The organism is Chelativorans sp. Marseille-P2723 (assembly GCF_902809845.1).
Taxonomy (GTDB): Bacteria; Pseudomonadota; Alphaproteobacteria; order Rhizobiales; family Rhizobiaceae; genus Chelativorans.
This window is the reverse complement of record NZ_CADDWI010000008.1, coordinates 623,642-650,036: the sequence shown is the minus strand read 5'-3', so window position 1 is coordinate 650,036 and position 26,395 is coordinate 623,642. Positions and strand designations below refer to the sequence as shown.

Genomic DNA, 26,395 nt, shown 5'->3' with positions numbered 1-26,395 from the left:
AGCCCGTGACTGCAAGGGGATACGCATCGAAAGACACGAAGAAGGGGGATGAGGCTGAAAGGGGCGGGCGGCGCTCACGCGTTGCTGTCATTTCTGCTGGTCTAGCCGCTATCGTGACGGGGTGTAATGCTCCTGCGCCAAAGGCTGGGCTTGCTCCGGCGACGAGCGAATATTTCGCCGAGTCCGAATATGGCGTGAAGACGAGCCCACGTGTGGCATTCAATTCCTCCGGCTTACGTCGCGGAGGTGGGCGCTATCAGGTGGGAAAGCCCTATAAGATCAAGGGGCAGTGGTACAAGCCCAAGGTTGATCCGGATTATGTCGCCGAGGGCGCGGCCTCCTGGTATGGCGACGCTTTCCACGGCAGGCTGACCGCAAATGGCGAAGTCTACGACATGACGCATCTGACGGCAGCGCATCCGACCATGCCGCTACCCAGTTATGCGCGCGTGACCAACATGCAGAATGGCAGTTCGGTCCTTGTACGTGTTAACGACCGCGGTCCCTTTGTCCGCAATCGTGTCATCGACCTTTCGAAGCGTGCGGCAGAGCTGCTGGGCTACAAGCATGCAGGCGTCGCAAACGTCCGTGTCGAATATGTCGGCCCGGCACCTCTGCATGGGGAGGATGACGGCTTTCTCCTAGCCTCTTACCGCCCGAGCGGAGCTGCGCCGGATCCTTCGGACGGGCTTCCAACCGGCGTGATGGTAGCTATGTCCGGGCCGACGCCGAAGCAGCCTGTGTTAAGCACTGCTTCCGCATTTGCAATTCAGCCAAGCGATGGTTTCTCGGGGCTGCCCGCGATCGGGCCAATTGTACCGGACCGGCCTGCAGACGCAGTTCCTGCGGATGTGACCGAGGTTGCCCTCCTTTCCTATGCTGTGGGGAACTCCAGCGGGGCGGGGCGCGTTTTCGAGTCCATTATCGGGCAGACAGGCGATGGAGAAGATGCCGGTGGCATGTCACACGGCCTTGGTAACCCCGCGAAAATTCTTCTCGGAACCTGGTCGTCTCGGAACGACGCCGAACGCTTTGCACAAAAGCTTGCGGATCTCGGAACTCCGGTGGTGCAGGAAGACGACACGCGTGGCGGACCGCTTTACGTCGCAACCCTTCACCTTGATGGAAGGGCAGAGCCGGACCGGGTCTTGCGTGTGGCTTGGTCCGCTGGAGCCACGGACGCTTTCTTCATCCGCGATTAGAAATGTCCGGCACGACGGCCGTAACGGTTGGTCACCATGGTCGTTGACGACGTCACCTGCGACCTTCGCTCCATGAATGCGCAGAAGATTGCAGCATCCGTCCTCGCTCGGATCGCTAATCTCGCACTGGTGCTGCTTGCCCTCCTGATATTTGTTGTTCCCGGCCGCTCGGAACTCTTCGAAACGAAGGCTTCGAGCGCCTACATGATCGATGCCGAAACGGGCACCGTGCTTTTTTCCAAAGCACCCGATCAGCTTTTTCCTCCCGCCTCGCTCGCCAAGCTGATGACGATCGAACTGGTTTTCCAAGCGCTGAAGAACGGCCATCTCTCTCTCGATCAGACATTTCCGGTAAGTGAATATGCCTGGCGGACAGGGGGAGCCCCCTCACGCACCGCCACAATGTTTGCTGCTGTGAATTCCTCCGTTCCTGTTGAAGCTTTGATCCAGGGCATCATCGTGCAATCGGCCAACGATGGTTGCATCGTCATTGCTCAAGGAATGGCGGGCTCGGAGGAAAATTTTGCTCGGATGATGACTGAGAGGGCGCGGGAGCTTGGCCTGACAGCCTCCACTTTCGTCAATTCGACCGGGCTTCCCGCGGAGGGGCAATGGGTGACCGCGCGCGAACTGACACAACTGGCGCAGCATCTGTGGCAAACCTATCCCAGCTATTATCGTTATTTTTCGCAACCCGCATTCGAGTGGAACAATATCTTCCAGCGGAACCGCAATCCTCTCCTGACGCGCAATATCGGGGCTGATGGGTTGAAGACAGGCTTCACAGAAGAATCAGGCTATTCCATCGTTGCTTCGGCGGCGCGCGGGGGCAGGCGGCTTTTCGTCACGCTCGCGGGGATGGAAAGTGAGGAGGAGCGGGAGGAGGAGGCGAGCAGGCTCCTCGACTGGGGCATGACTGCCTTCGAGAAGCGCCAGATCTTTGCCGCAAACGAAATAGTTGGTGAGGCGCAGGTCTATGGAGGCGAGCGGGAAAAGGTAACGCTGCGTACCGATGCGGAGCTTACGGCGCTGGTGCCCACCGAAGAAGGTAGCATTTCCGGACGTATTATCTATGAAGGCCCGGTGCCAGCCCCAATCGAGGAAGGGAGCCAGATAGCCAGGCTGGAATTGCGCGTGGGCGATACACGCAGCCATCAGGCGCCTCTCTATGCCGCCGAAACGGTCGATCGGGGGAGTTTACGGCAAAGAGCCCAGGGTGCCGTGTGGGAACTGCTCGTCGGCTGGCTGCGATAAGTTCTTGGGTTCACCATCCTTCAGGATGCATAAAGGATGCGGTAAGCTGTTGCATTCGCATCGTGCCTTCCGGCGCGCCAATCGCAACGACATGAGTTGGCCATTCTAGCTGGAGCGATTATGAAAAGCCCGCAGATCACCAGGACCGGACAGGAGAAGCCTTGCGGCGCGGAGTATTCATAACGTTCGAGGGTGGCGAGGGTGCCGGCAAAACGACCCAGATCCGCCGCCTTGCCGGACGTTTGCGGGCGGAGGGCCATGAGGTTGTGGAGACGCGCGAGCCAGGTGGCTCGCCCGGTGGGGAAGCGATCCGCCACGTTCTTCTTTCCGGTGCTGCCGAGAAGTTCGGCCTTGCCATGGAAGCGATTCTGTTCGCAGCCGCTCGTACCGATCATATCGAACAAGTGATCGAGCCAGCGCTGAGCCGGGGGGCCTTGGTTCTGTGTGATCGCTTTGTCGATTCGTCTCGTGTCTATCAGGGTATTACGGGCGATCTGGATGAGGAGTTCATGGGGGTACTGGAGCAGGTAACTGTCGGAGAGATGATGCCAGACCTGACAATCATCCTCGATATCGATCCGGAAGAGGGCTTGCGCCGCGCGACGGAAAGGCGCGGCGGCGGGACGGTCGATCGGTTCGAGAAAGAAGACTTGGCAGTGCACCGCCTCCGCCGGCAGGCTTTCCTTGACATAGCAGAGAGGGAACCGGAGCGCTGCATCGTAATCAGTGCTCATCCTCCGGCCGAAGAGGTCGCCGAAGCAGTGGAAGAAGCGGTACGGGCGCTCATCGCGAAAGAGCCAACTAGAGGCAAAACGGCGGAGAAGGAGGATGTTTGAGCGGACCGCGCCCGAACAGCACGATTCGCTGCCGGATATACCCGAACCTGCCGAGAATCCATTGCTGGTGGGGCATGAAGGGGTACGCGACATGCTGGCGCGAGCCTATCACTCGGGAAAGCTGCACCATGCGCTCCTTCTGGCAGGGAGGAGGGGTATAGGCAAGGCGACGCTTGCCTTTCATATGGCGCATCACCTCTTCACATATCCTGATCACAGGCTTGCGCCGGCGGAATTGGCAAAGGTCGATGTTGCGTCCCCCGCTTTCCGCCTCGCCGCGCAGGGTGCCCATCCAGGCCTTTTGCATCTAACGCGCCCGTTCGACGAACGCGCCAAGAAGTTCAGGACGGTTATCACCGTCGACGAGATCCGCCGGGTTTCACGCTTTCTCAGCCTGACGCCGGCCGATGGCGGCTACCGCGTCGTCATCATCGATCCGGCGGAAGATATGAATCTCAGCGCCGCTAATGCGCTCCTCAAGAACTTGGAGGAACCGCCGCCGCGCACTTTGTTCATGCTTGTGGCGCACGCGCCTGGACGCCTTTTGCCAACTATACGGTCACGCTGCCAGGTCCTGAAGCTTGAGCCGCTGCCGTCAGATCTTCTGGGACGGTTGCTGGTAAGTCTAGGCGCTCAGTTGCCGGAAACGGAAAAGGAACGCCGCCTGTTGACGGAACAGGCAAAGGGTAGCGTGCGTGAAGCGATACTGATGACGCAGTTTGGCGGACTGGAAATCGCCTTAGCGCTAGATCGCATCATATCGGGCAAGAAATTCGACGTGATGGAGGCTGCAAGGCTGGCCGACGCGGCTGCGGGACGCGAGCGTCAGATACAGTTCGAACTCTTCAATCGCGCCGTTCAGGAGCATATTCTCTTGCATGCTTCCGAATTGGGCAGGGCTGGCGCGCTGGAACAGGCGGCCCAACTTGCTTCGCTATGGGAAAAAACGGCAGAAACCATTCGGCAAACCGAGATATTCAACCTCGACCGCAGGCAGCACGTCATGGCCATGACAGCGCGTCTGCACGAAGCGGCGCAAACTCTGACTGGTTAGTTTGCAGCATGGCATTCCCGGTCGCGATGCGCTATCTGGGCGCGGACGAATGCCTTTTTTGAGCACCGAGCCAATGACGCGCGAAACCTTTTATATCACTACGGCCATATCCTACCCCAATGGGGCGCCCCATATCGGCCACGCCTATGAGCTGATCGCCACCGACGCGCTAGCGCGTTTCCAGCGCCATGACGGCAAGGACGTGATGTTCCTTACCGGAACAGACGAACACGGGGTCAAGATGCTGCAGACGGCGCGCAAGGAAGGGATTTCCGCACGCCAATTGGCTGATCGCAACACGCCGCAATTCCAGCGCATGGCAGAGGCTCTGAACGCCTCGAACGACGACTTCATCCGCACCACGGAAGAGCGCCATCACATTGCTTCCCAAGCAATTTGGAAGGCAATGGCTGAAAAGGGCGATATTTATCTGGGCAGCTACTCGGGCTGGTACTCGGTGCGCGATGAAGCCTATTATGGCGAGGAAGAGACGACTGTTGGCGAAGACGCTGTGCGATACGGCCCACAAGGCACGCCCGTCGAATGGGTGGAGGAAGAGAGTTATTTCTTCCGCCTCTCGGCCTATCAGGAACGCCTGCTCAGGCACTATGAGGAGAATCCCGATTTTATCGGCCCCACCGAAAGGCGCAACGAGATCGTGAGCTTTGTCCGTCAGGGCCTGCGCGACCTTTCCATTTCCCGCACGACCTTTGATTGGGGCGTTGCGGTGCCGGGAGACGAGCGGCATGTGATGTATGTGTGGGTTGACGCGCTCACCAACTACATCACTGCCATGGGTTATCCGGATACGGACGCTGTACGCTGGCGCTACTGGCCCGCCGACGTGCATGTCATTGGCAAGGACATCACGCGCTTCCATGCCATCTACTGGCCGGCCTTTCTTATGTCCGCGGGCATTGCCTTGCCGAAGCGTATCTTCAGCCACGGCTTCCTGTTCAACCGCGGAGAGAAGATGTCGAAGTCGGTTGGTAACGTCATTGATCCGTTTGCGCTGGTGGACCATTACGGCCTCGACCAGGTGCGCTATTTCTTTCTGCGCGAGGTGCCGTTCGGGCAGGATGGCAGCTACAGTCACGAAGCCATCGTGAACCGGACCAACGCCGATCTCGCCAACGATCTGGGCAACCTGGCGCAGCGCTCCCTCTCGATGATCGCCAAGAACTGCGACGGCAAGGTGCCTGCGCAAGGCACGCTTTCGGACGAGGATAGAGCACTGCTGACCCAAGCGGCAGGCGCTCTCGGTGGCGCACGCGACGCCATGGAACGCCAGGCGATCCACACAGCACTTGCAACCATCTTCGAGGTAGTGGCAGAGGCAAACCGCTACTTCGCCAGCCAGGAGCCCTGGGCCCTGAGGAAGACCGACCCAAAACGCATGGAAACAGTGCTCTACACCACGGCCGAAACGCTGCGCCGCATTGCCATCCTCTGCCAGCCCTATATGCCAGGTTCGGCTGAGAAGTTGCTTGATCTTTTGGCAGTGGCCACTGAGCGGCGGACGTTTGCTCATATTTCCGACGACGCTGCGCTGGAACCGGGTACGCCACTGCCTCCCCCGCAGCCGGTCTTTCCGCGATATGTGGAAGAGGCAGTGGGGCAGGGCGGATGATGCTGGTCGATGCCCACTGCCATCTGGATTTTCCAGATTTTGAGACGGATCGAGATGAGATCGTGGCTCGTGCTGCGGCAGCCGGCGTTGCGCTGATGGTTACGATCTCAACCCGGGTGAAGCGGTTTGAGGCATTGAACGCCCTCGCCGAGAAGTACGACAGCGTCTATTGCACAATCGGGACTCACCCGCATAACGCCGGTGAGGAAACGGACGTCACCGCCGATGATCTCGTTAGCCTGGCTGAGCATCCCAAGGTGATCGGCATCGGGGAGGCCGGCCTTGATTACTTCTACGACAAGGCACCGCGGGACATCCAGGCAAAGGGCTTCCGGACCCACATCGAGGCGGCGCGTCGCACTGGCCTGCCGCTCGTCATCCATGCCCGGAATGCGGATGACGACATTGCCGCAATTTTGCGGGAAGAGACGGGGAAGGGCGCTTTTCCCTTTATCCTGCATTGCTTCTCCTCAGGCCCGGCCCTGGCCCATACAGGAGTAGAACTGGGCGGCTACATCTCCTTTTCCGGTATCCTGACCTTCAAGAAATCGGAAGCTTTGAGGGAAATTGCGCGCAACGTGCCGCGCGACCGGTTGCTGGTGGAAACCGATGCGCCATTTCTGGCCCCTGTTCCTAATCGTGGCAAGCGCAACGAACCTGCTTTCGTGGTCCAGACGGCCAAGGTCCTTGCAGAAATAATCGGCCTCCCTCTGGAAGAAACGGCCGCATTGACGACAGGAAATTTCTTTCGCCTGTTCGGCAAGGTACCCCGCCCTACGGAAGAAGGCGCCTGAACTTGGCTGACCGGATCCGTCTTACTATTCTAGGCTGTGGCTCCTCTCCGGGAGTGCCCCGAATAACCGGCGATTGGGGCGCCTGCGATCCCTGCAATCCGAGAAACCGCCGCTCACGCGCCGCGGCGATGGTGGAGCGCATCAAGCCTGATGGACGTGTCACACGTGTTGCCATCGACACGGGGCCCGATTTCCGCGAGCAGATGATCCGTGCGAAGGTGACGAGCCTTGACGCAGTGGTCTATACGCATCCACATGCCGATCATATCCATGGCGTCGACGATCTGCGCGGCTATGTTCTGGCGCAGCGCCGGATGATGGACATCTATGCGGACGAACGGACCATGGCGCGCCTGCGTGAAGGGTTTGGCTATTGTTTTGAAACCCCGCCCGGCAGCAGCTATCCGCCGATCCTGTTGCCGCACATCATCCGCGGGAAGTTCACGATTACGGGTGAGGGGGGGCCGCTCAGCTTCACGCCGCTGCTCCAAATCCACGGCGATATGCACTCGCTTGGGCTGCGGGTGGAGGACATCGCCTATTGCCCTGACGTGAGCGATTTCCCGGAGGAAACGGTGCCCCTCCTTTCGGGGCTTAAAGTTCTCGTCATAGATGCGTTGCAATACCATCCGCATCCGAGCCACTTTTCACTGGGAGAAGCGCTGCAATGGATTGAGCGGCTCGAACCCCGGCGGGCCGTGCTGACGCATATGCATACTCCGCTTGATTATGAGACTGTACGTCAAGAGACGCCGAGCCACGTTGAACCTGCATATGATGGTATGATTCTTGAAGAAATTAGTGCAACAGGCTGAAACGTAAGGGAACTTGATGTCAAAAAGCGTCGAGCGAGTCGCCCGCGCGGCTGCGATGGCAGGGCTTTCAATCGAGATCAGGCGGATGGGGGAATCGACGCGAACGGCGGAGGAGGCGGCCTGCCAGTGCGGCTGCGACGTTGACCAGATCGTCAAATCGCTGGTCTTTGCAGGAAAGGAGTCAGGCCACCTTTACCTGTTTCTCGTCTCCGGCAGCCATATGCTTGATCCGAACAAGGCCGCAGGTCTTGCTGGCGAGGAGCTGGAGCGAGCTGATCCGAGGAAGGTGCGGGAAGAGACCGGCTTTGCGATCGGAGGTGTCTCGCCCTTAGGTCACCCCGAAACGGTTCGCCGCTTTGCTGACGAGACCTTGCTTCGCTTCGATCGCGTCTGGGCTGCGGCCGGTGCGCATGACGCGGTATTTGCTGCTGCGCCCGACGCGTTAATCGAGGCGGCCCGGGCACAGGTCGCTGACATCGTGGTTTGAGCATGCAGGCAGCCATGGCCATTCAAGCAGATAAATTGGATGCCTGAACCGATCGATGAAAGCGATCACGGTGAAAACGCACCGAGTTCAGCTCAGCGGAGAAAGAAGGGCGCGCTCGGTGAGGTCTTTGCTGCTTTTTTGAAGCTTGGGCTTACATCCTTCGGCGGGCCCATCGCCCATCTTGGCTACTTTCGGGACGAGTTTGTGGTCCGCCGGCGCTGGCTCAACGAGAAGGGCTATGCGGATCTCGTTGCGTTGTGCCAGTTTCTCCCGGGACCTGCATCGAGTCAGGTAGGCTTTGCGCTGGGGCTTCTGCGAGCAGGGCCACTGGGCGCGGCAGCGGGCTGGCTGGCATTCACGCTTCCTTCCGCAATCATTCTGGTGCTCTTTGCATTAGGCGCGGCAACGTTCGGCGGCCCCGTTGGCTCAGGAATCCTCCACGGCCTGAAGGTTGTTGCGGTCGCTATCGTAGCGCAGGCCGTGTGGGGCATGGCAAGAAGCCTCTGTCCTGATAGGGAGCGCGCGAGCATCGCGCTTGCGGCAGCACTGATCGTGATCTTTATCGCAGGTTTCATGGGCCAGATCGCTGCCATTCTTGCAGGGGGCCTTGGCGGATTATGGCTCTGCCGGTCTGGGGCTGGGGACGGCGCTGCAAGCCATGTCCGCTTTCCGCTCACGCGTGCCTCAGGGCTGATCTCGCTAGGGCTGTTTTTCGGACTGCTTTTAGGGCTGCCATTGCTGGCTTCCGCCACAGCATGGCAAGGGGTTGCCGTTTTCGACGCCTTCTATCGAGCCGGCGCCTTGGTTTTCGGCGGTGGCCATGTAGTACTGCCGCTTCTGGAGACTGAAATTGTCCGTTCGGGCTGGGTTTCGGCAGATGCGTTCCTGGCCGGATACGGAGCTGCCCAGGCCATTCCGGGACCGCTTTTCACCTTTGCTGCCTATCTTGGAATGGTACTCGGCCCAGAGCCGAACGGCTTTCTTGGGGCCGGCATTGCACTTGCCAGCATTTTTCTGCCGGGATTCCTTCTGTTGCTCGGAGTTATTCCGTTCTGGGATTCATTCCGCATGCAGCCGTCTGCACAAGCCATGATGCGAGGCACCAATGCGGCCGTCGTCGGCATCCTTGCGGCTGCACTTTACGATCCGGTCTGGAGCAACGCCATTCGCGGGCCGTACGATTTCGCCCTGGCAATGTCGTGCTTCGTGCTGCTGATGGTCTGGAAACGCCCGCCTTGGAACGTTGTTCTGATCGCGGCATTAGGTGGGATCCTAATCGACTGAAGTTCGGACGCATTTATGCGCAAAGCATAATCGGCCTAGTCGATCGCAACGCATTTGCGCATACAGTCTCTCAATTCCCGCTAAGTCTGCGACGGAAAATGCGATCCGTTCTCATATGCAACGTGGAGCCCACTTAATGCAGAATCGGCTGCATGGTGAAGGGGGCGAGCCTGCCATCGCAACAATGGACAAGTATCAAAGCTCTTGTCGAAGCCCTACAGCATCCTGCTGCCAGTTCCATAATATATCTTATGCGACTTGTTATTTAGCAGTGCGCATCGTCGACAACCTCCCTGTGGGTTGCAAGCAAAAGAGTGTCCTCGTCTGTCACGAAATGAACCATCGGTCCGCCTGGTCACGCGGTTCGGAAATATGGTGCCACCTGGCCGAACTGCGCCTGCCGCGCCAGACGCCGCCATGACTGCCGGTTCGGCCCGGATCTATGGATTTTGAATCGTCCAGACGACGTCCACACGCGCTGCTTTATGGGCCATCTCCAGCGTTACCGCATAACAGAGACGGCCGGTGATCAATCGTGGCGGCTGATCAGTGACGTCGGCCCTGCCCCAATCTCCACTGGCCGCTTTTTTGCGTGCCGCCTTCTGGTGCTGGGTCTGTTGCGAGTATTTCGACGTCTTTCAATATGTGCTCCGCTGATCAGCGGAGTCGGCTGCGATCGCGCCGCGTGGCTGACTTGATCGCTGCGGATAGACCGGACCGGATTGCCTCCCCTACCCGCAAAACGATCAAGCGCTGTTCAGATGAAGGATGTTGTTATCAGGTTTCATAAACCCGGCCATCGTGAAACCGCTCGCGTCGTGGTTACGCCCTTGTATGATAGCGCCTGATGTCAGACCATGGGCACCCCGCTCCCTCGATAAATATCGCTCAAAATATCGCTACGGCGGCAAATAGCTGAGGAAGATTAACCATTGAGTGGGTTCGTAAATGCCTTGATGACATCTTAAGACTCGAATTCCAACAAGTCTGGCGGATGCTCCTCATTCCGTGAGCGTCGGGATCGATAGTATGGCAGAGAGCCCACGTGGCTCCCGGTTTCTCAATATCAACGTGCCTCCCATGCGAGCCACCGCCTCCTTTGCAATTGAAAGTCCGAGGCCGCTGCCGGATGAACACTTTGTCCGCCCTCGGAAAAACCGGTCGCTCGCGCGTGGCAGGTCATCGACGGGAATGCCGGGTCCCTCATCTTCCACCACGATTTCGATGCCGGCTGAGGTCTCGCCGATGCTGACTGAAACCTGTCCATCCGAGTGGCAGATAGCGTTTTCCAGGATGTTTCGAAGTGCAAGTGTAACAAGCACCGGATCGAGCCGCCCGGAAGCGTCCTCGCTTCCTTCGATCCTCACCCGTCGCTCCGCGGAAAGCGTCTCGGCTGCAACGCGCCTGACGAGCTCGAGCAGGCGTGCCTCCTGCAGCTCAGGGGTTCTGTCCGTCGCCTCGATCGCGGCGAGATCGAGCAGTTGACGGACAAGCCTTGACGTGCGGTCAACGCCGGCCGCAATCTGCCGAAGAGCATTTTCATGGACCTCCCCGTCCTGGCTCGCAAGCGCCACCTGAGCCTGGGTTTTCAGTCCAGCCAATGGCGTCTTCAGTTCATGGGCGGCGAATGCCGTAAAGCTCTTTTCGCGCTCGCGCGCGTCCTCCACCCGCCTGAACAGCCCGTTGAGAGCGTGGACGGCAGGCGCAATCTCCTCAGGCAAGTTTTCATCGGGAAGCGGGCGCAGATCGGTGGCCGAACGCGAAGACAGGGACTCCGCCATCCGGACCAGAGGCGACATGCCGCGCCGGACGCTGACCCAGATGACACCGGTGAGGAACGGCAGGATCAGCGCCGCGGGAATTGCAAGTCCTTTTACGACATCGCCGACGAGGCGGTTGCGTACCGCCATGCTGTCCCCGACCATGACGCGCACGCCCAAGGCTACGTTCTCGATCGCGTAAACGCGCCACGTCTCACCGTCCACGACGCTTTCGGAGAACCCATTGTCGGCATCCGTGAGCCGGTCGCCAGGTGCATGTTCCGAACGTCCCACCAACCGCCCGTCTAGGGACCAGATCTGGCACGACAACTGACGTTCGTAGGAGGGGTCCTCGATCTGGAACTCAGTCGCGGGGAGATCGCCGACATCAGGAAGTGCAATTTCGATCCGCCGCTCTGCCAGCAGCGAGTTGACCATACGTGCCGCCTCGGTGAGGCGCGCATCGAGCACCCGCTCGACTTCGGCTTGTGTGCTGACGTAAATCCAAGCCACCGCCAACAGCCACACCAATCCTGTTGAGGCGATAAGGATGGTGAGCAGCCGCGACCGGATCGACCTCACGCCTGTTCCTCCGCCAGCCTGTAACCCAGCCCCCGGACCGTCTTGATAAAGCTGGTTCCGAGTTTGGTCCTGAGATTATGAATATGGACTTCTACGGCGTTGCTTTCTACTTCCTCCTGCCATCCGTAAAGCGTCTCCTCAAGCACCGCCTTCGAAACCGTCGCGCCAGGGCGTTCCATGAGTGCTCGCAGGACGCCGAACTCCCGACGGGTCAGGGCAATCGGTTTTCCTTCGGCGTTGACGGTCTGCCCTGCCGGATCCAGAACCACGCCCCTCCATTCCAATACCGCTGAGGCATGGCCCGCTCCGCGGCGCGCCGCCGCCCGTACCCGTGCGGCTAGTTCGTCGAGATCAAAGGGCTTGCCGACATAGTCGTCGGCGCCGGCGTCGAGCCCGGCGATACGGTCTTCCACCTGGTCGCGTGCGGTAAGCAGGACAACCGGGGTTGCGTCCCGGCGTCTGCGAAGGGATTGAAGTACATCGAGGCCAGACCCATCCGGAAGCATCAGGTCAAGGACCACGGCGCGATAGCTGTGCGTTTCGAGGGCAGCAAAGGCATCCTCGCAAGTGGCGACGGCATCAACAGTGAAGCCGGCAAGCCCGAGGCCTGCCGAGAGGCCGTCGAGCAGCATCGGATCGTCTTCGATTACCAGTATCCGCATTGATCGAATTCCATGGAAAGCTCCTGAGCATCAAATCCCGCCCGTTTGGTGGCGTCAGCCAACGAGAAGATGCTTCATGGCGGGATCGGGAATGACCACGATCGGGCTGCCATCGCGGACCTCATCATGAAGATGAATAACATCCTGGTTGACGAGACGGATGCAGCCCGAGGACACGGCCTTGCCGATGCTCCAGGCTTCAGGTGTTCCGTGGACCCGGTAAAGCGTGTCCTTGCCGTCTTTGTGGATGTAGAGGGCCCGCGCGCCGAGTGGGTTTTTCATTCCAGGATCCATCCCCCCATTGGCAATGCTGTAGGGTTCGAGCTCAGGCTGCCGCGCGACCATGGAATCGGGCGGTGTCCAGCGCGGCCACTTGCGCCGGTAGGCCATGATCGCACGTCCAGCCCAGGAGAAACCGTCCCGACCAACGCCGATGCCGTAGCGGGTCGCGCGGCCGCCCGGCTTCACATGATATAGGTACTTGCCTGGCGTATCGACAATGAGAGTTCCCGGCTTCTCATCCGTTGGGTAATCAACCTCTGTGCGCCAGAATCGCTCGTCGAGCTGCGTCACGTCGACGGCGGGGATCGGAAAGCGCTCATGCGGCATTGCATAGTACATCGGCGGCACCGCCGGAGTGGGCTTGGCCGCCGGCGCTGGTACGGGCGCGACGCTGACCACAGGCGCCTGGCGCGGGGTTGCAACGCAGCCGGATACGGCCATAGCGCCTATTCCGACCAGGAACGATCGTCGTCCGACATTCTTGCTGCCCATCTTCGTTTCGCCTTGCATTGCCATGGTTCCGAAATCGCGCGTCATTGCCTGCCTCTCCTGAGTTTCCGTGACGCTCTGAAGCCTTCCTACCTTAAGGCTGCCTTAAGCTGCGTCGCCCAGTAGGCTCGAAGAACGAGGTTCTGCCTCCAGCACGGGACGTAAGGAGTGGGCAATGAAGAAGACAGCGGCAGGTATCCTGGCAGTGCTCGCAAGCCTGGGCATTGCGCTTACTGCCGCAGTGGCCGATGAGCCGCTTCCCGTGGATCAGGCTTTCAAGATCGCGGCTTCGCAAGGTCCCGGCGGATCGCTCGAAATAGAGTGGGAAATCGCCGAGGGCTACTACTTATACCGCGACAGGATCGCTGCGCGGGCCGCGGACGGCGCGGCACTGACGGTTGAGACACCGCCGGGCCTCCAAAAAGACGATCCCAACTTCGGACCTTCCGAGATCTATTACGGTCGTGCCGAGGCGGTGCTTTCCGATCGCGTATCCAACCCCATCGAGATCTCCTATCAGGGGTGCCAGGAGGACGGCATCTGCTATGCCCCCGAGAGGCGTCTGGTTGATCCGGTGACCTTCGCGATCACCAACCCGACGCCGATGACGAGGGCTCAGGTCGCCTGGAGTTCGGAACCCGCCGTCGAGCCGAAGAGCGGGCTGGAGTCTCCAGGTTTTCAACTTGCGGCGGACGAGGGCCTTGTCCAGTCGCTCCTGGGCAAGGGCGGAATAGCCTTGATGCTGGGCATGTTCACGCTGTTCGGTCTGCTGCTCGCCTTCACCCCATGCGTGTTTCCGATGTATCCCATCCTGGCCGGAGCCTTGGCGCGGGAAGGCGAGCGCCTCACTCCAGGGCGGGGCTTCGCCCTCTCCGCCGCTTACGTAATTGGCCTTGCTTCCGCGTTCGCGCTGCTTGGTGCTGCGGCTGGATGGTCGGGCCAGAACCTCCAGATGGTCTTGCAATCCTCCTGGACGACAGGCGTCATCGTGGCGGTATTCATCGGCCTGGCGCTTTCCATGTTCGGGCTGTTCGAGCTCCAGCTTCCCTCGGCTTGGACGAGTTGGATCGCGGCGCGCACGGGCAGGCGGGGAGGATCGACTGGTTCGGCTGCCGCCCTCGGCTTCTCGTCCGCGCTTATCGTCGGCCCCTGCGTTACCGCTCCGCTCGCGGGCGCACTGCTATACATCGCGCAGACAGGCGACACTGCGCTCGGTGCGGCGGCTCTTTTCGCGCTTGGAATCGGAAAGGGACTGCCGCTCCTCGTTCTCGGCGCCTTTGGCGGCAAGGCTCTGCCGCGCGCAGGCGCCTGGATGGAACAAGTCAAGCGTGCCTTCGGCTTCGCGTTTTTGGGAACAGCCATATGGCTGGCGACGCCGCTCGTTCCAGCGGGCGTCGATCTCGCGCTATGGGCGGTCCTGTTGATCGGCGTTGCGAGCTATGCATTCTCGGCCATTCTGCCGCGCGGCCTTGCGCTGACGGCAGGACGTGCATTGGGAACCATTTCGCTGATTTATGGCGCAATTCTCATGATCGGAGCCGCTGCCGGGGCGACCGACCCGCTCACGCCTCTTGCAGTGTTCGCGGATCGCGGGCAGGCCTCTGCCGTCAGCAGGGACCTTGACTTCGGCTCCGTCACGTCGGCCGCTGATCTCCAGGCGAAGATGGACGCGGCAGGCATGCCGACGCTGGTCTACTTTACGGCCGACTGGTGCGTTACGTGCCGGAGCATCGAGCGCGGAGTGCTTCCTGACGCGGGCGTGCGGGAAGCCCTTTCAGGCTTCCGGCTCTTGAAGGCGGACGTGACTGATTTTGACGCGCGGGACGCCGAACTGATGAGGCAGCTCCGCGTGGCCGGGCCTCCAACCATGCTGTTCTTCGACGCGAACGCGCGCGAGATTGCCGGAACCCGGCTCGTCGGCAATGTGAGCGTCAATTCCCTGACTGCGTCTGCTGCCCGGCTGGCGGGGTACTGACATGAATGCTGTTTCCCTTGGACCGCTCGTACTGGCTGCCGACCGCTTTGCGGTCACCCTGGGCGTCGTCACCTTCATTCTCGTGACGGGCATCATTACGAGCCGGATCGACGACCGTTTTCATGTCTGGTCATGGTGGGTCCTGCTCGGCGGCATCGCGGCGGCTCGTTTAGGGCACGTGGCTCAACATTGGCGGAACTTCGTTGGCGAGCCGCTGCGCATCTTTGCCCTGTGGGAGGGAGGCTTCAGCTGGGTGGCTGCGCTTGCCGCAGTCGCCCTGAGCGTCTTCCTTGTGCTGCGCTCCGCTCGGCTGCGCCTCTGGGCCATGTTGCCCTTGGCGCTGGGCCTCATGGTCTGGAATACGGCGTGGCAACTGACCGGGGGAACGCAGGCGATCGCGCTCCCGGCCAGCGCATACCGGACGCTTTCCGACGACACCTACTCGCTGACCGCGGCACCCGGAAAGCCGATGGTCATCAATCTCTGGGCGACCTGGTGTCCGCCCTGCCGGCGCGAGATGCCGATGATGGCCGACGTGGCGAGGTCCACGGAAGGAGCCGAGTTCGTGTTCGCCAACCAGGGCGAGGGCCGGGACGCCATCGAACGTTATCTCACCGAAAACGGGATTTCTCTCGACCACGTGCTGCTGGATTCATTCGGCGAACTTGCCCGCCACTACGGCGCTCCGGGGCTGCCCGCCACCCTTTTCATCGGCACGGACGGAGTGCTCAGGCACGCGCATCTCGGCGAGATCTCGCGCGAGGCGCTGCAATCGCGAATTTCCGGACTGCTGACCGAGAATGACTGACCAAGGAAAGGAGTAGAAGAATGTTGAACAGACGAGACCTGCTCAAGACGACAGCCGCAGGCGCCGCCATTGCGGCGCTCACGCGGCCTGCTCTGGCGCAATCCTATCCGACCGTGGAGGAAGTGCTGTTCGATCCGCAGATTCCCGCCCTGGGCAATCCCGACGGGAACGTGACGATCGCCGAGTACTTCGACTACCAGTGCCCCTTCTGCAAGCGCGGTCATGAAGAGTTGCTGGACGTGGTGCGGCAGGATGGAAACGTGCGGCTTGTGATGAAGGACTGGCCGATTTTCGGTGGCGCTTCGCTTCACGCGTCAAGCCTGGTGCTTGCTGCCGGCGAGAATTACGAGAAAGCGCTGAACGCCGTGATGGCAACGCCTGGCAGGCTCAAAAAGGAGGATGTCGATGCCGCCATCGCAGGGGCGGGCCTCGACCCCAAGGCCTTATGGGAGGCGTTCCGGAAGGACATGGAACGCGTTGACGGCATCATCGCGCGCAATATGGATCAGGCGAACGCCTTCGGCTTCGGCGGCACCCCGGCCTTCATCGTCGGCACCCGCATCTACCACGGCGCGATGGACCGCCAAGGGCTCATCGACGCCATCGCTGCAGCGCGTCAAAACTGAGCAGAGGCGGCAAATTACAGCTGCACGGTCAGTGGATGATGCGAGCTGGCGCGAAACGGCAGGAAGCACGGGTGGTGCACGGCCCTATAATCCGGCGGAACGTTCGTCATAACATAGTCAGTCTGGCGCCCGTCCTGATGGCCGCCGAAGCCTCGGCGTTTAGTGAACATGGTGCATACCACCTGCAATTTCCTCAAGAAAAACCAGGGTGAAGCGGTAGACTGAACTTGTTGAAGTTGTAATGCGGATGTACCCGTCCAAGGGCGCGTAAACCGCTTCCAAAAGCTTCCTTTCGCTTTCGGAGAACACGACGCACGCAATCTGCCAAAGTGCGCAGACGCTTACCTGATAGCGCTAATGAGTTCGGCCAGATGCTCGTCGATAACCTTTAGCGCGCCGTCCCGATTGAGATGATCGGTGTCGTAGTAGTAGTCGTCCTCCGGCAGCGTCTCAGACAGATCATAGTGTTCGATCCCCTCCTCCTGAAGCAATGGCTGGAGGAATTGCTCGAAGTCGGCTTCGTAGGGCAGCAACTCGCGATAACGCTCAGGTGTTGGCAGCTCAACCGTAACCAGTTCCATTCCGTGCTGGCGAACCAGTCTGGCCAGATCGCGGAACTCCTCCCCGTAGTGCGCCAGAATCCCGGGATCGGGGTTTTCGGGATAAAGATACTGCACCCGCCGGCGGTCAATCTGAGCAATCGGGCGATAGGTACGCGTAAAGTCCCGCTCGGCGTCCGGAATATCGGGCGCAAAACGGTCTGGATTGTTAATTTTTCCGAAGCCTGACACATAAACGGGAAGGAGCCGGCGTGCCCATGGGTAACTCCAGAGCGTTCTGATCAGTGCCGGGTCGAAGGGCGCCCTGCGCAAGCTTGCATCGTCCAGCCGCTCTTCGTTCCACTGCGGTGAATAGAAGGCGAAGGAATCCACAACCATCATCACGTGCGAGGCACTGTGACGCTTGAGAAAGTAATCCAGAAGCAGGCGGTTCGGAAGTATGCCGGCCCCTTCCGTCGAAAGGTTCATGATTTTCGCGCCACTCGCCGCCTCCAGCCGCTCATTCATGTCTTCGAAGTCGAGCGGCATGGCATGCGAAGCGCCAAGCACGACAACATCGAAATGCTGGCTCGGCATTGAGTTGATCATGAAGAAGCGGTTCTTCTCGCCGTAGGATTCGACGAGATGCTCGGACCAGACATAGAGGCAAAGATAAAGCACCAGGCCGACAAGTACGAAAGCACCCCACTGCCGAAGGATTGAATTGCCTTTCGCTCCCTCGCGGGCCTGTTCCGAATCTTTCACCTTTTCAAGCACCATTCGGGACAGCCTTTTCTACCTCTCCGATGCGGTACGCAGCCCTGTTCATTTCTTCGCCTGATCCCGCAGCTAACTGAAGTTGCCCCCTCCCCGGCACGTCCCCTATTCGGGCCATGCTAGAATCGCATATAGACAAATTCGCTCAACCCCCACTGGCCGACAACAACGAGGCAGGCCAGGACCGTGTAGTAGAAGCCCCATCGCAGGGCTACCGGCCGTTTCTCCAGCCATTGCCAGAGGCCGCGCTTCTCATCCAGCGCTTCGAAGCCGATGAGGAACACGATCAGCCCAAGCGCCAGCCAGAATTCGCCCGTCCAAGGATGGGCAGCGAGCAAGGTCGGCATCTGGAGCAGCGAACCCTGAATTCGTCCGATCACCGCCCAGGCCTGGGCAAAGCTGTCCGCGCGGAAGAATATCCAGGAAAGCGTGATCAGGTGGAATGTGAGGAGGACGGCCAAGGTGTTCCAAAGCCATGCGGGCAGCAGCGCAGCAACCCGCGTACGTAGGCCGCCAAGCATGAGATAGACAATCTGGTAAAGGCCATTAAGCCCACCCCAAACGACGAAGGTCCAATTCGCGCCGTGCCACAGACCGCTGATCAAGAAAACGATCATTACGTTGGCGTACCAGCGCGCCGTAGACACACGGTTGCCACCGAGCGGGATGTAAACATAGTCGCGGAACCAGGCCATCAAGGAAATGTGCCAACGGCGGCTCCAAAATTCCGGCACGGATTTCGCGAAATAGGGCCGGCGGAAATTCTCCATCAGCTTGATCCCGAACAGGGCGGAAGCACCGATGGCCATGTCGGAATAGCCGGAGAAATCGCAGTAGATCTGGAAAGCGTAGAAGTAGACTGCGACCAGCACGGTGGCAGGTGATTGAAAGTCCGGGCTGCTGAAGCCGGCATCCACGAATGCGGCGAGCCTGTCGGCAATCACCACCTTCTTGAACATGCCCCAGAGCAAGAGCTGCAGACCGAAGGTGAACACCGCAGGCTCAAAGCGCGCTTTCTGCTCAAGTTGGGCCAAGAAGGGCCCTGCCCGCTCGATCGGCCCGGCAAGGAGCTTGGGGAAAAAGGCAATGTATAGCGCTAGTTTTCCGAAATGGCGCTCCGGAGGTATCGATCCGCGCCGGACATCCACCAGGTAGCTGATTGCGGAAAATACATAAAAGGAAAGCCCGGCCGGCAGCAGAAATTCCAGCCGGGGCAGCGCGATTGGCTCGGCTGACAATGCCAGCCAGCCGAAGGCCCCCTCAATGGATGCGGCCAGAAAATCGAAATATTTGAACAGGGCGAGGACGGACAGCTCCCCTATAACGCCCAAAGCCAGCAGGATCCGGCCAAATCGCGTTCCACCTCGCCCCGTCAGTCCCAGTCCCACGAGATAAGCGACGCCGGTCGCGTAAGCGAGCAGCAACAGATAGGCAGGTTGAAAGGTGCTGTAGAAATATCCGCTTGCAACCAGCAACAGCAACCAGCGCCAGCGGTGGGGCAACACATAATAAGCTGCCACCACCAGCGCCAGGAAACCCAGGAAAGCAAAGGAATTGAACAGCACCGCTCGACCTGTTTTTCGATCGTGGCTGGGTTAGACGTAGCCTTTCGGATCAGTAATCGGTCAATGCTTCGATGATCTCGGGAGGCAGTTCGGGTGGCTCACGCTCCGGATTGAACTTCGCCGCCAGATAGTGCCGAATGGTCTCGACCTCTTCATCCGATAGGTGCGACACACGTTCCCTGTGGCGGTTCAGCAGGCTCTTCCAGCCACCTTCATCATACTGGCGCAGAACGATCTGCACGAATGCATGGCAGGCAACGCAATTCGTGGTAACAAGCTCCCGCCCCACATTGCATTCATCCAGCGGCAACGTGGACTGATCCTCACAGGTGAAGATCTTTTCCAGATCAAGCTGCTGCGCCGCAGCCATGTGCGCGCCAAATTGAGCAAGAGGTGACAATCCCAAAGCAACGAGTGCCACAAGACCCGAAAGGAGAGCGGATCTTGCTGCACCAACACCCATTTTCTGATCGGATGGTCTCACTGTGGAATATCCCCTAACGCTTCAAGTTCAGGAGGAAGCTGTGGCGGCTCGTTTTCGGGGTTGTAGTGGGCCTTCAGAAAGACTGCTAACTTTTCATAATCCTCATCGCTCACTTCAGGCAGGCGCGCCCGATGAGATTGAAGTGTCGCGTTCCACGCGCCATCATCCTTCCGAGCTTTCACAATCGGTACAAAGGTGTGGCAGCCGGTGCAATTGGTGAGCACCAGCTCACGCGCGGTAGCGCATTCCTCCGGTGTCTGCGGTCCTAACGGGCCGTCGGCCGAACAATTGAATACTGCTTCAATATCGACGCCCTGCGCAGTAGCAAAAGTGGATTGCCCCACATATGCAGCAAGAAGGGCAGTGGCACCCCCCAGGAACGCGATTGCTCTCCTGGAAAGGGAGACTTGGGTACGCCTTGTCACGTTTATCTTCTCCTAAATCCCGTGGTCTTCAGGCAGCGCGGGTGTTGCTCCCTCTTTTAGCGAGTAGATTGGCACCTTGATTTCTCGAACGAGTCGGCTGCTCGGAAAGCCCTGGCTGACCAACTCCTGGATCTTCATGGCTGCGTCTTTTTCATAGAACTGCTCCTGGCAGTCTTGGCAGACCTGTGCGGGTACATTCTCGATGACGACAAGGCCGCGACCTGTCCACATCGTGACGTCGACGAGCTTGTCTTCCAACTTTCCGCCGCAACTGCCGCACTGCGGCGAAGAACCATTTGCTTCGGGCACGCCATTCACTTTCTGGCACTAGGGTTGAATTGTAATGACAGTTCGGAAAGCGGGGGCGGATGCGCCGCCCCCGGCAAGACAATGCTAGGTGGCTTATGCTGCCACGAGCTTTCTTGCAGCCTCTACGATCTTGGGCGCGTCCGGTCGCATCCACTCGATCATCCTGCGCGCACCTGGAGGCGGTGCGTCGGGGAAGGCAAGCCGGGCAAACTTTGCGCCTGGCACCCCGATCGCGCAACGGGCGATTATCTCCGTCGCGCCGCAAAGGGTCTCGTGACCATGATCGACCGCCAAGAGCCTGCCCGTCTTACGCACGGACTGGAGGATCGTATCCATCGGCAGCGGCTTCAATGATCTTGGATCGATGATCTCGGCGCTAATGCCGGCTTCCTTGAGGCCTTCGACTGCGCGGTTGATCTCAACTGCCGCCGGTCCATAGCCAACAATAGTGATGTCATTGCCTTCCTGACGGGTGATCGCCTCCCCAATCTTGACTTCGTAAGCCTCATCGGGGACGTCGACCCGGACGCCGTTGATCTCGGCATAGTGGAAAAAGATCACCGGGTCAGGATCCCGCAACGAGGCATGCATCAGCCCCTTGGCATCGTACGGGTCTGCTGGAACGACCACCTTGACGCCTGGCAGAGCGGCATAGAGCGACTCCTGTCCTGCGTCTGCGTGCTGTCCCGCCGGACCTGCAGCACGGCCTGCGCCGTCCTGCCAGATGACGAGCGGCATATGAGCCTGTCCGCCTGTCATATGGCGAAGCTTGCCGATCTGGTTGAACACAAGGTCAAATGCCCTGACCGGGGTCATTGACGGTGTGCGTGCAATGGTGGGTACACCTGACATGGCGGCGCCTGCCGCAGCGCCGATGTACCATTCTTCGTTGATCGCAGTACCGAAGGGGACTCGCGGATCGCCAAACTCCGCGAACAGGTCGATGACCTGCCCCATGGGGCTGACCGCTACGGGCTTGCTGCTCTGCCACCAGAAAGTCAGGTGGGGTTGAGCGCGCATTTCATGCTGAACTGCTTCCAGTATCGCATATGTACCGGGTTTCGGTGCCATGGCTCTTCACAGCTCCTTAAATTAGAGTGCAACGGTGTGGTGAGGGTTTGTCAGGCGAAGAACTGGCTCGCCGCGACCTTCCCTTCAGCGTAAACATTGGCAAGGCCTGCATCCTCGTCTGGATCAGGGCTCTGGCGCGCGTAGTCAAAGGATGCCAGTACCTCATCCTTGACCTTCTGCACCATTTCGTCTGCCTGTTCGTTGGTGAGCACACCGAGTGCAATCAATGTAGCCCGGAATTTCTCGATCGGGTCATTGGCGATCCACGCATGGACGTCCTTGTCCGACCGGTATGGAAGCCCGAACGCGCCGAACTGCCCGACCTTTGCTCCGGCGAACATCGCGTGGTCGTAGAAGCGATAGGTCTTGGCCTCGATGAGCGTCGGCCCTTCGCCATTGCGGGCTCTTTCGACAGCCTGCTTGGTCACCGAATAGACGGCGAGCGCATCCTGCCCGTCCACCACGTAACCCGGCACTTCGAATCCTTTCGCCATCGTGGCGAGGTCCTTCAGCGGGTTGGTGTTCTCCGTCGGGTTGGAGACCTGCCAGCCATTGTTCTCAATGATAATGATCAATGGCAGTTTGTAGAGGGCGCCGTTCCGGAGCGCATCGTAGAACCACCCCTGGTTGACCGACCCGTCGCCGCCGAAGGCTACGGAAACCTGCTGGGTGCCCCGGACCTTGATGCCATAGGCAGCGCCCGCGGCAAGGATATGCGAGGACCCGACGATACCGTTCATGCCAAGGATGCCCTTCGACGTGTCGGTAATGTGCATCGAGCCGCCATAGCCCTTGTTGTAGCCGGTGCTCTTGAACCAGATTTCGGCGGACATCTTGTTCAGGTCGCCGCCCTTGGCGATTAGTTGCGCATGACCGCGGTGCGTTGAGGCGATGAAGTCGTCTTCGTTGAGCGCTGCGATCGCACCTATTGAGACGGCTTCCTGACCAATGCTCAGATGAACATAGCCGTAAAGGTCGTCCTCGCCTGCCAGCCAAGCGTCTTTAAGAAGCTCCTCCCACCAGCGCGACTTCAGCATTTTATCGTACATATCGACCAGCTGTTCATTGGACAGCTGATCCAGGGCCCCGGCATTCCAGCCATTGGCTGCGTGGGCCAGATCAATTTTCGACATAATGCCAACCCCGGCGGCAACCCCGCCTAGGGTCTTCAGGAACGTGCGCCGCCGCATACCGGGTTGCTTATCGCGTTCCTGATTACTTACTGTCGATTTCTCGGATACATGCAAGGTGTCGGACATCGAGTCTCCTCCTCTTGGACCAACGCCTGTTGATCAACAGCGTGTTCTTTCAGGAAGGAAGATCTCGCTATATCTAAGCTAAACCTTCTCTCCTGCAGAAGGCTGTCATCTCAGGCTGACCTACATAACCACTTCTGTCAAGGCAATGAATCTTGAACCGGGGAACATGATAGTAGTCCAGTTAGATACCAACACTTGGACCAGAGCACGTTATAGGTATCTAAGGCATAACCGCTGTATTAGGCGGCGATGGAATCGGAGACCAATGGGTGGGTGGCTGCCCCCACCACTCCTGCGTTGACCAAATGCCAGCCCCAAGCTCGTCACGTACCTCCCAATAGCCAATTCCCTGGAGAAATCCATCTTCGGTAAGCAGGCCTAGAAGTATAGTCTTGTCCTTAGGAGCGGTTTTTATGGAGTGCCAAGCCGATGGAGCTGGATCAACAGCGCAGTTCTTAACAGGCGAACCGGTTTCGACATAGGCGGAAGTCGTTGCTGACAACAGAGAGAGCGTGGCAACGGACCAACGGATCATAGATGGCTCCTTTGCTTTGAGGCGAATTTACTCAAGTATGTAATAAGCAGTGGGAAGGCGGAAGCCTAACATTCTAGCCTGCGGTATCATCCTCGTCTTGCTTCGGTGCATTGACGGGGGAAGCCGAGTGGCGGGCGGCGCTTTCTTACACGATCTGCCATAGCGATCGGTGTTAAGGAAGATGGCCGCACCGGTCGAAGACGCACCGTCCGCAGGCAGCATTTGCGGCCAGGTCCTTTTACCCAGATGCCAACTTTTGCAAGATTGCAGAGCGTGCCGCAATCCTGTTGCCGGCGATGACGGTGGTCGTCGAACGTGGCGTTGTATGCTCAAATGTGGTTGAAGCGGCAGGGGGCCGGTATCATTGCGGCAGCCTGTATGGTCCACACGGATGGAGTTTTCATGAAGCCTTCGAGGGATATAGCCCGGTTGATCGAAATCATGGCTGCACTGCGCGATCCCGAGAGCGGTTGCCCATGGGATGTGGAGCAGGATTTCTCCAGCATCGCACCCTACACGATCGAGGAAGCTTACGAGGTTCTCGACGCCATTCAACGCAACGACATGCGGGATCTGCGCGAAGAATTGGGTGACCTCCTCCTGCAGGTGGTCTTCCATGCGCGCATGGCGGAGGAAGAAGGCAGCTTCGATTTCGGCGATGTGGTGGAAGCCATCACGTCCAAGATGATTCGTCGCCACCCGCATGTCTTCGGAGACATGGATGCACAGCAGGCGGGCATGGCGAAGGGAATGTGGGAACGCATCAAGGCCGAAGAGAAGAAGGCGCGACGCGCAGGGGACGATGGAGGAACTGACGGTCCTCAAGGCTATCTCGACGATATGACGGTAGCTTTGCCCGCCCTCACCCGTGCTCTTAAGCTACAGGCAAAGGCAGCGCGCGTCGGCTTCGATTGGGGAGAGGCAAGACCAATTCTCGATAAGATCGAGGAGGAGATCGGCGAATTGCGCGAGGCAATGGACAATGGCCAGTATGAAGCCATCGCTGAAGAGTTCGGCGATTTGCTTTTTGCCATCGTGAACCTAGGACGCCATCTCCAGATCGATCCCGAAGCCGCGCTGCGTGGGGCCAATGACAAGTTCCGCAGCCGCTTTCATGCGATAGAACGCGGCCTGAAGGCGAAAGGAAAAAGCCTCGAACAGGCGCAACTGGAAGAAATGGAAGCCCTATGGCAGCGGGAGAAAGACAGGTAACCTACCTACCCGTTGCCCCACTTCCCTTCTCATTGCCGGACAGCTTGCGAATGATCTGTTCCCGTGTAGCTGCCGTCGCCCTGACGCGGAATGAGGCGCTTCCATCATCCTGGTCCGTCCGCTCCCTCACCTCGCCATGCTGGTATATCCAATCGGCCAGACCGAGCTGATTCGACCCCAGCGTGAAAGAAAATTCCTCTACGGGCCCTGACAAACGCTCCTCGATCACGGTCAGAAGGTCGTCAATCCCCTCCCCAGTCTCCGCGGAAATTGCGACCGGCGGACGCTTGTTGACCTCGTCGTGCAAAAGCCGCTCGCGCTCAGCCTCGTTCAGAAGATCGATCTTGTTCCATGCCTCGATGACGCGCTGGCTATCGGAGACATCCACGCCGAGACTTGCCACCACGTCCTCCACATCCCTGGCATGAGCCGCCGTGTCGGGATCGGAGATATCCCTTAAGTGAATGATGAGGTCGGCCTCGACCACCTCCTCCAGCGTGGCGCGGAATGCGGCGACCAGATGCGGCGGCAGATCGGAAATGAAGCCGACCGTGTCTGACAGGATCACCTCCGTTCCATACGGAAAGCGAACCCGCCGCAATGTCGGGTCGAGTGTGGCAAAAAGCATATCCTCGGCAAGGACAGATGCGCCTGTCAGCCTGTTAAATAGCGTGGACTTACCGGCATTCGTGTAGCCGACGATAGCGACCACCGGAAACGGCACCTTGCGTCGTTTGGACCTGTGAAGCTCTCGTGTACGGCGGACAGTCTCCAGTTCCCTCCTGATGCGCACGATGCGATCCTGAAGAAGCCTGCGGTCCGCTTCGATCTGTGTTTCGCCCGGGCCCCCCATGAAACCGCCGCCCCCGCGCTGACGCTCCAGATGGGTCCAGCTTCTGACGAGGCGTCCGCGCTGGTATTCCAGATGCGCAAGGTCGACCTGCAGCCGCCCCTCCTTCGTGCGGGCGCGCCGGCCAAAGATCTCCAGGATAAGACCGGTGCGATCAAGCACCTTAGCCTTCAACTCGCGCTCAAGATTGCGCTGCTGCACGGGGGTTAGCTGGTGATCGACAATGATGAGTTCGGTATCGGTCTCGTCCACAATCTTCGAAAGAGCCTCTACCTTCCCCTTGCCTATCAGGGTTGCAGGCCGCGGTGCAGCAATCTGCACCACTTCGCTGTGAACGATTTTGAGATCGATTGCCTCGGCAAGCCCGATCGCTTCCTCGAGCTTTGCCTGGGGAGAAAGAGCCATTCGCGGCTTGGAGCCACCGTCATCTGACGATGCGCGCTGTCGGCCCGTATGCACGGGGACTACGACGACGGCACGAGTAAGTTCGTCCGTATCGCCATTCTCGGCTGCATGGTTCTTGTTCGCCAATTAACCTTCCCGGCTGCTTTCCTCCGGATCGAACAGCTGCACGGGCTGGCTCGGCATGATCGTGGAAATGGCATGTTTATAGACGAGCTGCGAGTGGCCATCCCGACGTAGGAGGACGCAGAAATTGTCGAATGATGTGACGACGCCTGTAAGTTTAACACCGTTGATAAGAAAGATCGTCAACGGGTTCTTGCTCTTACGAACGGTGTTCAGGAACAAATCTTGCAAATTCTGGGAACGTTCCGCCATTGTTTTTATTTCACCATCCCCTGCGCTTCGGGCAAGTAGCGCAAATATC

The 26,395-nt window shown here is 59.3% G+C and carries 25 protein-coding genes; 13 read left to right on the top strand and 12 right to left on the bottom strand.

Annotated features, from left to right (window positions below; translation table 11 throughout):
• Positions 1-5: 5 nt before the first annotated feature.
• The 9 genes from HUS57_RS18080 (at position 6) to chrA (ending at position 9,356) form a co-directional block, all read left to right on the top strand.
• Complete coding sequence (locus HUS57_RS18080) at positions 6-1,202, top strand: septal ring lytic transglycosylase RlpA family protein (protein ID WP_173931778.1); 1,197 nt, start codon at positions 6-8, stop codon at positions 1,200-1,202.
• A gap of 36 nt (positions 1,203-1,238) precedes the next feature.
• Positions 1,239-2,456 carry a D-alanyl-D-alanine carboxypeptidase family protein gene (locus HUS57_RS04900; protein ID WP_246727738.1) on the top strand — a complete coding sequence of 406 codons (1,218 nt, stop codon included), beginning with the start codon at positions 1,239-1,241 and terminating at the stop codon, positions 2,454-2,456.
• Positions 2,457-2,617: 161 nt separating this feature from the next.
• Entirely contained in the window at positions 2,618-3,292 is a 675-nt protein-coding gene (gene tmk, locus HUS57_RS04895) for a dTMP kinase (protein ID WP_173931777.1), read from the top strand.
• Positions 3,285-4,346: a DNA polymerase III subunit delta' gene (locus HUS57_RS04890; protein WP_173931776.1), complete on the top strand. Its 1,062-nt coding sequence runs from the start codon at positions 3,285-3,287 to the stop codon at positions 4,344-4,346. Before tmk ends, HUS57_RS04890 begins: the two co-directional genes overlap by 8 nt.
• A 73-nt stretch (positions 4,347-4,419) precedes the next feature.
• Complete coding sequence (gene metG / locus HUS57_RS04885; RefSeq protein WP_173931775.1) at positions 4,420-5,976, top strand: methionine--tRNA ligase; 1,557 nt, start codon at positions 4,420-4,422, stop codon at positions 5,974-5,976.
• The gene (locus HUS57_RS04880; protein ID WP_173932285.1) at positions 5,976-6,770 is read left to right on the top strand and encodes a TatD family hydrolase; all 795 of its coding nucleotides are present in this window, start codon (positions 5,976-5,978) and stop codon (positions 6,768-6,770) included. The genes metG and HUS57_RS04880 overlap by 1 nt, the downstream gene beginning before the upstream one ends.
• 2 nt (positions 6,771-6,772) lie before the next feature.
• Positions 6,773-7,585, top strand: a complete 813-nt coding sequence (locus HUS57_RS04875) for an MBL fold metallo-hydrolase (RefSeq protein WP_173931774.1) — start codon at positions 6,773-6,775, stop codon at positions 7,583-7,585.
• Positions 7,586-7,601: 16 nt separating this feature from the next.
• On the top strand, positions 7,602-8,072 hold the full coding sequence (locus HUS57_RS04870) for a YbaK/EbsC family protein (RefSeq protein ID WP_173931773.1): 471 nt from the start codon (positions 7,602-7,604) through the stop codon (positions 8,070-8,072).
• A 39-nt stretch (positions 8,073-8,111) separates the two neighbouring features.
• A complete protein-coding gene (gene chrA / locus HUS57_RS04865) occupies positions 8,112-9,356 on the top strand; it encodes a chromate efflux transporter (protein WP_173931772.1) in 1,245 nt (414 codons plus the stop codon).
• A gap of 1,001 nt (positions 9,357-10,357) precedes the next feature.
• Here chrA and HUS57_RS04860 read toward each other — a convergent pair.
• From HUS57_RS04860 to HUS57_RS04850, 3 genes are read right to left on the bottom strand one after another with little or no spacing between them, the layout of a single operon-like run.
• The gene (locus HUS57_RS04860) at positions 10,358-11,698 is read right to left on the bottom strand and encodes an ATP-binding protein (RefSeq protein WP_173931771.1); all 1,341 of its coding nucleotides are present in this window, start codon (positions 11,696-11,698) and stop codon (positions 10,358-10,360) included.
• A complete protein-coding gene (locus HUS57_RS04855) occupies positions 11,695-12,360 on the bottom strand; it encodes a response regulator transcription factor (protein WP_173931770.1) in 666 nt (221 codons plus the stop codon). The genes HUS57_RS04860 and HUS57_RS04855 overlap by 4 nt, the downstream gene beginning before the upstream one ends.
• A 54-nt stretch (positions 12,361-12,414) precedes the next feature.
• The gene (locus HUS57_RS04850; RefSeq protein WP_246727778.1) at positions 12,415-13,158 is read right to left on the bottom strand and encodes a L,D-transpeptidase; all 744 of its coding nucleotides are present in this window, start codon (positions 13,156-13,158) and stop codon (positions 12,415-12,417) included.
• 148 nt (positions 13,159-13,306) lie between these two features.
• On the opposite strand from HUS57_RS04850, the gene dsbD reads away from it, so the two are divergent.
• From dsbD to HUS57_RS04835, 3 genes are read left to right on the top strand one after another with little or no spacing between them, the layout of a single operon-like run.
• Complete coding sequence (gene dsbD, locus HUS57_RS04845; protein ID WP_173931769.1) at positions 13,307-15,106, top strand: protein-disulfide reductase DsbD; 1,800 nt, start codon at positions 13,307-13,309, stop codon at positions 15,104-15,106.
• A 1-nt stretch (position 15,107) separates the two neighbouring features.
• Positions 15,108-15,914, top strand: coding sequence for a TlpA disulfide reductase family protein (locus HUS57_RS04840; protein ID WP_173931768.1), 807 nt, complete (start codon positions 15,108-15,110; stop codon positions 15,912-15,914).
• A gap of 20 nt (positions 15,915-15,934) precedes the next feature.
• Positions 15,935-16,540: a DsbA family protein gene (locus HUS57_RS04835; protein WP_173931767.1), complete on the top strand. Its 606-nt coding sequence runs from the start codon at positions 15,935-15,937 to the stop codon at positions 16,538-16,540.
• 341 nt (positions 16,541-16,881) lie between these two features.
• On the opposite strand, the gene HUS57_RS04830 is transcribed toward HUS57_RS04835, so the two are convergent.
• The 7 genes from HUS57_RS04830 to HUS57_RS04800 all read right to left on the bottom strand — a co-directional run bounded on the left by HUS57_RS04830 (position 16,882) and on the right by HUS57_RS04800 (position 22,969).
• Positions 16,882-17,859, bottom strand: coding sequence for a hypothetical protein (locus HUS57_RS04830; protein WP_173931766.1), 978 nt, complete (start codon positions 17,857-17,859; stop codon positions 16,882-16,884).
• 116 nt (positions 17,860-17,975) lie between these two features.
• Positions 17,976-19,421, bottom strand: coding sequence for an MBOAT family O-acyltransferase (locus HUS57_RS04825; protein WP_173931765.1), 1,446 nt, complete (start codon positions 19,419-19,421; stop codon positions 17,976-17,978).
• Positions 19,422-19,470: 49 nt separating this feature from the next.
• Positions 19,471-19,905 carry a hypothetical protein gene (locus HUS57_RS04820; protein WP_173931764.1) on the bottom strand — a complete coding sequence of 145 codons (435 nt, stop codon included), beginning with the start codon at positions 19,903-19,905 and terminating at the stop codon, positions 19,471-19,473.
• The gene (locus tag HUS57_RS04815) at positions 19,902-20,330 is read right to left on the bottom strand and encodes a hypothetical protein (RefSeq protein WP_173931763.1); all 429 of its coding nucleotides are present in this window, start codon (positions 20,328-20,330) and stop codon (positions 19,902-19,904) included. Before HUS57_RS04815 ends, HUS57_RS04820 begins: the two co-directional genes overlap by 4 nt.
• Positions 20,331-20,342: 12 nt before the next feature.
• A complete protein-coding gene (locus HUS57_RS04810; RefSeq protein WP_173931762.1) occupies positions 20,343-20,639 on the bottom strand; it encodes a type II toxin-antitoxin system MqsA family antitoxin in 297 nt (98 codons plus the stop codon).
• Positions 20,640-20,732: 93 nt separating this feature from the next.
• Positions 20,733-21,710: a transketolase C-terminal domain-containing protein gene (locus tag HUS57_RS04805; RefSeq protein ID WP_173931761.1), complete on the bottom strand. Its 978-nt coding sequence runs from the start codon at positions 21,708-21,710 to the stop codon at positions 20,733-20,735.
• A gap of 50 nt (positions 21,711-21,760) precedes the next feature.
• A complete protein-coding gene (locus HUS57_RS04800) occupies positions 21,761-22,969 on the bottom strand; it encodes a thiamine pyrophosphate-dependent dehydrogenase E1 component subunit alpha (RefSeq protein WP_173931760.1) in 1,209 nt (402 codons plus the stop codon).
• A 937-nt stretch (positions 22,970-23,906) separates the two neighbouring features.
• Between HUS57_RS04800 and mazG the strand changes: the two genes are divergently transcribed.
• Positions 23,907-24,716, top strand: coding sequence for a nucleoside triphosphate pyrophosphohydrolase (mazG, locus tag HUS57_RS04795; protein WP_173931759.1), 810 nt, complete (start codon positions 23,907-23,909; stop codon positions 24,714-24,716).
• A 1-nt stretch (position 24,717) separates the two neighbouring features.
• Here the strand turns inward: mazG and hflX are convergent, their stop codons facing one another.
• Together hflX and hfq are read right to left on the bottom strand one after the other, a co-directional pair.
• Entirely contained in the window at positions 24,718-26,097 is a 1,380-nt protein-coding gene (gene hflX, locus HUS57_RS04790) for a GTPase HflX (protein WP_246727737.1), read from the bottom strand.
• Positions 26,098-26,346: an RNA chaperone Hfq gene (hfq, locus tag HUS57_RS04785; protein ID WP_173932282.1), complete on the bottom strand. Its 249-nt coding sequence runs from the start codon at positions 26,344-26,346 to the stop codon at positions 26,098-26,100. It lies immediately after the preceding gene.
• Positions 26,347-26,395: the final 49 nt, after the last annotated feature.

Coding starts and splice junctions, on each gene's coding strand:
- HUS57_RS04900 (WP_246727738.1), top strand. CDS start 1,239: ATGGTCGTTGACGACGTCACCTGCGACCTTCGCTCCATGAATGCGCAG.
- HUS57_RS04890 (WP_173931776.1), top strand. CDS start 3,285: ATGTTTGAGCGGACCGCGCCCGAACAGCACGATTCGCTGCCGGATATA.
- metG (WP_173931775.1), top strand. CDS start 4,420: ATGACGCGCGAAACCTTTTATATCACTACGGCCATATCCTACCCCAAT.
- HUS57_RS04880 (WP_173932285.1), top strand. CDS start 5,976: ATGCTGGTCGATGCCCACTGCCATCTGGATTTTCCAGATTTTGAGACG.
- HUS57_RS04870 (WP_173931773.1), top strand. CDS start 7,602: ATGTCAAAAAGCGTCGAGCGAGTCGCCCGCGCGGCTGCGATGGCAGGG.
- chrA (WP_173931772.1), top strand. CDS start 8,112: ATGCCTGAACCGATCGATGAAAGCGATCACGGTGAAAACGCACCGAGT.
- HUS57_RS04855 (WP_173931770.1), bottom strand. CDS start 12,360: ATGCGGATACTGGTAATCGAAGACGATCCGATGCTGCTCGACGGCCTC.
- HUS57_RS04850 (WP_246727778.1), bottom strand. CDS start 13,158: ATGGCAATGCAAGGCGAAACGAAGATGGGCAGCAAGAATGTCGGACGA.
- dsbD (WP_173931769.1), top strand. CDS start 13,307: ATGAAGAAGACAGCGGCAGGTATCCTGGCAGTGCTCGCAAGCCTGGGC.
- HUS57_RS04840 (WP_173931768.1), top strand. CDS start 15,108: ATGAATGCTGTTTCCCTTGGACCGCTCGTACTGGCTGCCGACCGCTTT.
- HUS57_RS04835 (WP_173931767.1), top strand. CDS start 15,935: ATGTTGAACAGACGAGACCTGCTCAAGACGACAGCCGCAGGCGCCGCC.
- HUS57_RS04830 (WP_173931766.1), bottom strand. CDS start 17,859: ATGGTGCTTGAAAAGGTGAAAGATTCGGAACAGGCCCGCGAGGGAGCG.
- HUS57_RS04805 (WP_173931761.1), bottom strand. CDS start 21,710: ATGGCACCGAAACCCGGTACATATGCGATACTGGAAGCAGTTCAGCAT.
- HUS57_RS04800 (WP_173931760.1), bottom strand. CDS start 22,969: ATGTCCGACACCTTGCATGTATCCGAGAAATCGACAGTAAGTAATCAG.
- mazG (WP_173931759.1), top strand. CDS start 23,907: ATGAAGCCTTCGAGGGATATAGCCCGGTTGATCGAAATCATGGCTGCA.
- hfq (WP_173932282.1), bottom strand. CDS start 26,346: ATGGCGGAACGTTCCCAGAATTTGCAAGATTTGTTCCTGAACACCGTT.